This is a genomic window from Streptomyces sp. NPDC002054 (genome assembly GCF_040296685.1).
In the GTDB taxonomy this organism is placed as follows: domain Bacteria; phylum Actinomycetota; class Actinomycetes; order Streptomycetales; family Streptomycetaceae; genus Streptomyces.
In genome coordinates this window covers 217071-223294 of the sequence record NZ_JBEOXT010000009.1, presented here as the reverse complement: position 1 = coordinate 223294, position 6224 = coordinate 217071, and the positions used below count along the sequence as shown (strand labels likewise).

The following is a 6224-nucleotide window of genomic DNA, read 5'->3' as shown; positions in this document are numbered from 1 at the left end:
GTGGGGCCTGAACTACATGAACGAGCGCTACGGCTCCCCCGTCGAGGCCTGGAACTTCTGGCAGGCCAACCACTGGTACTAAGCCACCAGCGGACAGCAGCACACCAGCAGCAGCAGCGCACCAGCCCCAAAAGGGCGGCGGCAACACTGCAGCCCCAAAAGGGCAGCAGCACAGCAACACAGCAGCAACACGAAGGCCCCGATGGCCGACCTCCCCAGGTCCGGCCACCGGGGCCTTCCGCATCCCATCCCACAGGGTCGATGGCGCCCGCTACAGGCGCTGGATGATCGTGCCGGTCGCGAGCGCGCCGCCGGCGCACATCGTGATCAGCGCGAATTCCTTGTCACGGCGTTCCAGCTCGTGCAGTGCAGTGGTGATCAGGCGGGCACCGGTGGCACCGACCGGGTGCCCCAGCGCGATCGCGCCGCCGTTGACGTTCACCTTCTCCAGGTCCTGGTCGAACACCTTCGCCCAGCTCAGCACCACCGACGCGAACGCCTCGTTGATCTCGACCAGGTCGATGTCCTTCAGGGACATGCCGGCCTTGCCGAGCACCGCCCGGGTCGCGTCGATCGGCCCGTCGAGGTGGTAGTGCGGGTCGGCGCCCACCAGGGTCTGGGCCACGATCCGGGCGCGCGGCTTCAGCTTGAGCGCGCGGGCCATCTTCCGTGAGGCCCACATCACGGCGGCGGCGCCGTCGGATATCTGGGAGGAGTTCCCGGCGGTGTGCACGGCCGTCGGCATGACCGGCTTGAGCCGGGCCAAGGCCTCCATGCTGGTGTCGCGCAGGCCTTCATCACGGTCGACCAGCCGCCACATGCCCTGACCGGCGGCCTGCTCCTCCTCGGTGGTGGGCACCTGCACGGCGAAGGTCTCCCGCTTGAACCGCTCCTCGGCCCAGGCGACGCCGGCCCGCTCCTGGGAGAGCACCCCGAGCCGGTCCACGTCCTCGCGGGTCAGTCCGCGGTTGCGGGCGATCCGCTCGGCGGCCTCGAACTGGTTGGGGAGGTCGACGTTCCACTCGTCCGGGAAGGGCTTGCCCGGGCCGTGCTTGGATCCGGAGCCCAGCGGCACCCGGCTCATGGCCTCGACCCCGCAGGCGATGCCGATGTCCATGACCCCGCCGGAGATCATGTTGGCGACCATGTGGTTGGCCTGCTGGCTGGACCCGCACTGGCAGTCCACGGTGGTGGCGGCGGTCTCGTACGGGAGGCCCATCGCGAGCCAGGCGTTGCGGGCCGGGTTCATGGACTGCTCGCCGGCGTGGGTGACCGTGCCGCCGACGATCTGCTCGACGCAGTCGGGCCGGATGCCCGTACGGGCGAGCAGCTCGCGGTAGGTCTCGCCCAGCAGGTAGGCGGGATGGAGGTTGGCGAGCGCGCCGCCGCGCTTGCCGATGGGGGTCCGTACGGCTTCGACGATGACGGGTTCCGCGGCCATGAGCTCGTCCTCTCCTGCACCTCTGTACAGCGCCACAGCGGGCGGGCCGTCCCGGCGCCCCGCCCTGAACCGAACTAGTACGCGTTCTAGTTCTCCCCGCAGTCTTAGTGGGCCGGAGGCCCCGCACGCAAGGGTCTTGCACGCGACTTGCACGGATTCCACACGCACCGTCGCACACACGTCGCCGTGCAACAGGTGGCGCAAAGACCCTTGTCAGTTCTAGAACTCGTTATTACCTTCAGGACAGTTTCTGATGGGCCGTCAGACTTGGAGTGACCCGATGACCTGCCCCGCGCTGCCCGACGGCTTCGATGGCTTCGACGCCACGGACCCCGATCTCCTCCAGGCCCGCGTCCCCTTCCCGGAATTCGCCCGGCTGCGGCAGACCGCCCCCGTCTGGTGGTGCCCCCAGCAGCGCGGCATCACCGGCTTCGACGACGAGGGGTACTGGGTCGTCACCCGGCACGCGGACGTCAAATACGTCTCCACGCACCCGGAGCTCTTCTCCTCCACCACCAACACCGCGATCATCCGCTTCAACGAGCACATCCAGCGCGAACAGATAGATGCCCAGCGCCTGATCATGCTGAACATGGATCCGCCGGAACACACCCGGGTCCGCCAGATCGTCCAGCGCGGTTTCACCCCGCGGGCCATCCGCGGACTGGAGGAAGCCCTGCGCAACCGGGCCCGGCAGATCGTCGACGAGGCGAAGGCGGCGGCCGGCGACGGCAGCTTCGACTTCGTCACCCAGATCGCCTGCGAGCTGCCCCTGCAGGCCATCGCAGAGCTGATCGGTGTACCGCAGAAGGACCGCGTGAAGATCTTCGACTGGTCGAACAAGATGATCGCGTACGACGACCCGGAGTACGCCATCACCGAGGAGGTCGGCGCCGAAGCGGCGATGGAGCTCATCGGCTACGCGATGAACATGTCGGCCGACCGCAAGGAGTGCCCGGCCAAGGACATCGTCTCCCAGCTGGTCGCCGCCGAGGGGCAGGGCAACCTGAGTTCGGACGAGTTCGGCTTCTTCGTGCTGCTGCTGGCGGTGGCCGGAAACGAGACCACCCGGAACGCGATCAGCCACGGCATGCACGCCTTCCTGACCCATCCCGACCAGTGGGAGCTCTACAAGGCGACCCGGCCGGCCACGGCCGCCGAGGAGATCGTGCGCTGGGCCACCCCCGTGGTCTCCTTCCAGCGGACCGCCACCCAGGACACCGAGCTGGGCGGCCAGAAGATCAAGGCGGGCGACCGGGTGGGGATGTTCTACTCCTCCGCCAACCACGACCCGGAGGTCTTCGCCGACCCCGAGGCCTTCGACATCACCCGCGACCCCAACCCCCACCTGGGCTTCGGCGGCGGCGGACCGCACTTCTGCCTCGGCAAGTCCCTGGCCATCCTGGAGATCGACCTGATCTTCAACGCGCTGGCGGACGCCCTGCCCGACCTGCGGCTGACCGGGGACGCACCGCGCCGGCTGCGGGCGGCCTGGCTGAACGGGATCAAGGAACTCCAGGTCACCCACGGCTGACCTGGCAGTCCGGGACGGCAGGGGTCCTTCCTCCCACGCCCACGCCCCTGCCGTCCATCGGGTGGGCCCGCGCGGCGCGGCGTAGCGGGGCGCAGCGAGGCGCTGCAAGGCCTTGGGCCGTTCGAGTGGCGCACTCACCACACCGGGCGGATCATGACAGGACGCGGCGATCCACCGAAGGGGTGCCGGGGCGGTCCATCCACCCCGGCACCCCTTCGGCATGACTAGGTCCGGGCGGGGGCCCTGACCTCCTGCGCGGCCGACCGCTGGGCCGGCATCCGCAGGTGCAGCCGGCGCGGCCCGGACAGCGCGTACACCAGGCCGAACCCGGCCCCGACCACCACCGCACCGCCCACCGCGTCGAGCACCCAGTGGTTGGCGGTGGCCACGATCGCGCACACCGTGATCAGCGGGTGCAGCACGCCGAGCAGCTTCTGCCAGGCCTTGGGCGCCAGTATCACGATCACGATCCCGCACCACAGCGACCAGCCGAAGTGCAGCGAGGGCATCGCCGCGTACTGGTTGGAGATCGCGGTCATCGGCCCGTACTGCGGATTGGCCAGATCCTGCGGTCCGTGCACGGTGTCGATGAAGCCCATCCCGGGCATGAGGCGCGGCGGCGCGAGCGGGAACAGCCAGAAACCGAACAGCGCGATCACCGTGGCCAGGCCCAGCGAGGCACGGGCCCAGCGGTAGTCGGCGGGCCGCCGCCAGTACAGGACCGCGAGGATGCTCAGCGGAACCACGAAGTGGAACGAGGTGTAGTAGAAGTTGAAGAACCCCTCCAGCCAGCCGGTCCGCGCCACGACCTGGTTCACGGCGTGCTCGATGTCGATGCCGATCGTTTGCTCGAGGGAGAGGATCGAGCTCGCGTTCCCCTCGGCGAGCGTCCGGCTGTTCGGCGCGGCGGCTCGGATGTGCGAGTAGAGGGAGTAGCCGACCCGGATCAGCAGCAGTTCCAGCAGCAGGTTGGGGCGGCTGAGCACCCGCCGCCAGAACGGCAGCAGCGGGATCCGCGCCCAACGGGCTGCGGCCGGCTGCCCGTACGAGGTGGGCACGGGCTCCCGCCAGTACGGCGAGCTGCGCGGCAGGAACGGCACGGCGCAGGCGGCCAGCAGGGCTGTCAGCAGCAGCACGTTGTCGCGTACGGGGTCCAGCGCGGCCAGGTTCGGCAGCAGCACCTGGCTGGGCAGGGTCATCACCAGCACCACCGCCACCGGCCACACCGGCCGGTCGGCGGCCCTGCGGCCGACCTTTCCGGCCACCGCGAGCAGCACCCACAGCAGCTGGTGCCGCCAGCCGGTGGGGGACACGGCCACGGCCAGACAGCCGGTGACGGCCACGGCGAGCAGCCACTGGCCGTCCCGGGCGTACCGGACGGCCCGGCGCAGGCCGACGTACGCGACGGCTCCGGCCAGGACCAGGTACCAGCCGATCTCGACCGGACCGGACAGCCCCAAGCGCAGCAGCGCCCCGTGCAGGGACTGGTTGGCGAGTCCTTCGGGGCTGCCGCCCAGGCCGGTGCCGGCCAGGTGGTGCACCCAGTACGTCCAGGAATCGCGGGGCAGCGCGGCGAAGGCGAGGAGGGTGGTGCCGGCGAAGGTCACGATCCCGGCCCGGGCGGTGGTGCGGCGGCCGGTCACCCACAGCAGCGGCGCGAACAGCAGCAGCGCGGGCTGAAGGGCAGCGGCGAGGCCGACCAGGAAGCCGGCGGGGCGTTCGCCCGGGACCCGGAAGACGGCGAGCAGCACCAGCAGTACGGGCAGCACGGCGGTCTGCCCGGGGAACGCAGCCTCCCGGACGGGCAGCGAGACCATCATCAGGGCAACCAGCCCGGGCGCGGCCAGCAGGGCGGTGCGGCGGGGCACGGGATCGGGCAGACCGCGCGCCGCCACCAGCCCCACGGCGGCGACCAACAGCAGGGTGGCGAGGGTCCAGGCCACCTCCAGGGACTGGTCGGCAAGCCCGGCCAGCGGCTTCAGCGCCATCCCGGCGAAGGGAGTTCCGGTGAACTGGCCGCTGTCGTAGAGCGATCCGAACGGGGTGGGCAGATAGATGCCGGAGAGCCACTCCCCCGGCGCCACCCGCAGCGCAGAAGCCGCCTGCCGCACGGCCAGCACGGCGGCGAGCCCCCACAGCAGTACCCGCGCGGCGCCCAGCCGTCCGCCCGCGCCACCAGGGCCTATGACCCCGGCATGACCGTTCGCACCAGTGTGTTCCGCCGCATTCGCCACGCCCCGCCGGCCTCCCGCCCTGTCGCCCGCAACCCCGACTTCGCCTGGCTGCCGCGTCCATGTACCCGGGACGACGATATCCCGGGCCGGTCCCCGGCCCGGCCTGTCCTGTGGATGGGCTTCCCTAGGATGGCCGCATGAGCATCGTGAAGATCAACGCACTGACGGTCCCTGCGGAGCAGCGGGAGGTCCTGGAACAGCGGTTCGCGGCGCGCGCGGGCGCGGTCGAGAACTCGGACGGGTTCGAGTGGTTCGAGCTGCTCAGGCCGTTGGAGGGAACGGACCAGTACCTGGTGTACACGCGGTGGCGGGACGAGGCCGCGTTCCAGGCGTGGATGGAGGGCCCGATGAAGGCCGCCCACCAGGGTGGTGGCGGTGCCGGTGGCGGCGAGCGGCCGGCGCCGGCGGCTTCGGGGTCCACGCTGTGGTCCTTCGAGGTCGTGCAGCAGGCGGCTCCGAAGCAGGGCTGATTCGACGGAGGGGCGCGGCTCCGCGCCCCTCCGTCCCCAGTCGGTCAGGGATCGGCGGTCAGCCCCAGAAGGCGTCGGCTTCCGCGATGTCCTCCACGCACTCGTCGATGTCGGTGATCTTGCCGCCGACGAGGGTGAAGAACAGCCCCTCGTGCATCTCGAGGCCCCGGTCTCCACGGTCCGCCCGGAACATGTGGAAGGACATGACGTGGCCGCGGCCGTCGGCGAGCAGTCGCTCCAGGTCGACGCGCATCGTGCCGCCGGTCTCCTCACCCAGGCGCCGGTAGAGCCCGAGGACGGCCTCCCGGCCCTTGTGGTGCCCGGACATCGGGTTGCTGCCGGGCACGTGGTGGATGACGTCAGCCGTCATCAGCGAGCCCAGGGTCTCCATGTCGCCCTTGCCGAAGGCCTCGTAGCCGCGGCGGATGACGGCACAGTCCGGATGCTCCGACATGACGGATCACACCCTCCGTGGAAGAGAATTGCCCTTTTTCCTATCATCGGCCCGGCGGTGTGGATATTCCACGCGGCGCCGAGGGCGGGCC

General features: G+C 70.5%; 6 protein-coding genes. 3 read left to right on the top strand and 3 right to left on the bottom strand.

The window, feature by feature from the left end; all coding sequences use genetic code 11:
• The coding region (locus tag ABT123_RS11385) for an aggregation-promoting factor C-terminal-like domain-containing protein (RefSeq protein WP_502970935.1) at positions 1-82 on the top strand (82 nt) is incomplete at its 5' end.
• A gap of 189 nt (positions 83-271) precedes the next feature.
• On the opposite strand, the gene ABT123_RS11380 is transcribed toward ABT123_RS11385, so the two are convergent.
• Positions 272-1441 (bottom strand): steroid 3-ketoacyl-CoA thiolase, encoded by a 1170-nt coding sequence (locus ABT123_RS11380; protein WP_351312096.1) that lies wholly within the window; start codon positions 1439-1441, stop codon positions 272-274.
• A 280-nt stretch (positions 1442-1721) separates the two neighbouring features.
• On the opposite strand from ABT123_RS11380, the gene ABT123_RS11375 reads away from it, so the two are divergent.
• The gene (locus ABT123_RS11375; protein ID WP_351312094.1) at positions 1722-2975 is read left to right on the top strand and encodes a cytochrome P450; all 1254 of its coding nucleotides are present in this window, start codon (positions 1722-1724) and stop codon (positions 2973-2975) included.
• 224 nt (positions 2976-3199) lie between these two features.
• Here ABT123_RS11375 and ABT123_RS11370 read toward each other — a convergent pair whose 3' ends face one another.
• The gene (locus ABT123_RS11370) at positions 3200-5209 is read right to left on the bottom strand and encodes a bifunctional glycosyltransferase 87/phosphatase PAP2 family protein (RefSeq protein WP_502970931.1); all 2010 of its coding nucleotides are present in this window, start codon (positions 5207-5209) and stop codon (positions 3200-3202) included.
• A gap of 137 nt (positions 5210-5346) precedes the next feature.
• On the opposite strand from ABT123_RS11370, the gene ABT123_RS11365 reads away from it, so the two are divergent.
• On the top strand, positions 5347-5679 hold the full coding sequence (locus ABT123_RS11365; protein ID WP_351312093.1) for an antibiotic biosynthesis monooxygenase family protein: 333 nt from the start codon (positions 5347-5349) through the stop codon (positions 5677-5679).
• A 58-nt stretch (positions 5680-5737) separates the two neighbouring features.
• Here ABT123_RS11365 and ABT123_RS11360 read toward each other — a convergent pair whose 3' ends face one another.
• Positions 5738-6133, bottom strand: coding sequence for a nuclear transport factor 2 family protein (locus tag ABT123_RS11360; RefSeq protein ID WP_351312091.1), 396 nt, complete (start codon positions 6131-6133; stop codon positions 5738-5740).
• Positions 6134-6224 lie beyond the last annotated feature (91 nt).